1 protein-coding gene is annotated in these 257 nt (G+C 58.0%); it reads left to right on the top strand.

The window, feature by feature from the left end; genetic code table 11:
* Positions 1-257: CDP-diacylglycerol diphosphatase (locus SB765_RS31350; protein WP_410932725.1), on the top strand; the 257-nt coding region annotated here is incomplete at both ends.

The following is a 257-nucleotide window of genomic DNA, read 5'->3' as shown; positions in this document are numbered from 1 at the left end:
CCACAGGTTGCACTTTATTCTGGTGCCCACGGTGGCGATGTCCGGCATTGAGAGCATCGCGCTAACGCGCCCCGGACGTCCCGACTATTTCGGCTACGCCTGGTTAATGCGTTATCGTCTGATGGCGGCCTATGGCGCTAAAGTGCCTGAGGATCGGCTCGGCATGGCGCTGAATTCCGCTTATGGCCGCAGCCAGAATCAACTACATATTCATCTGACCTGCCTGCGGGAAGATGTCTATCGCCAGCTTCAGGCCG

The sequence above is a fragment of the Pseudomonas sp. SIMBA_067 genome (assembly GCF_046534675.1).
GTDB lineage: Bacteria > Pseudomonadota > Gammaproteobacteria > Pseudomonadales > Pseudomonadaceae > Aquipseudomonas > Aquipseudomonas putida.
This window is presented reverse-complemented; position numbering and strand designations above follow the sequence as displayed.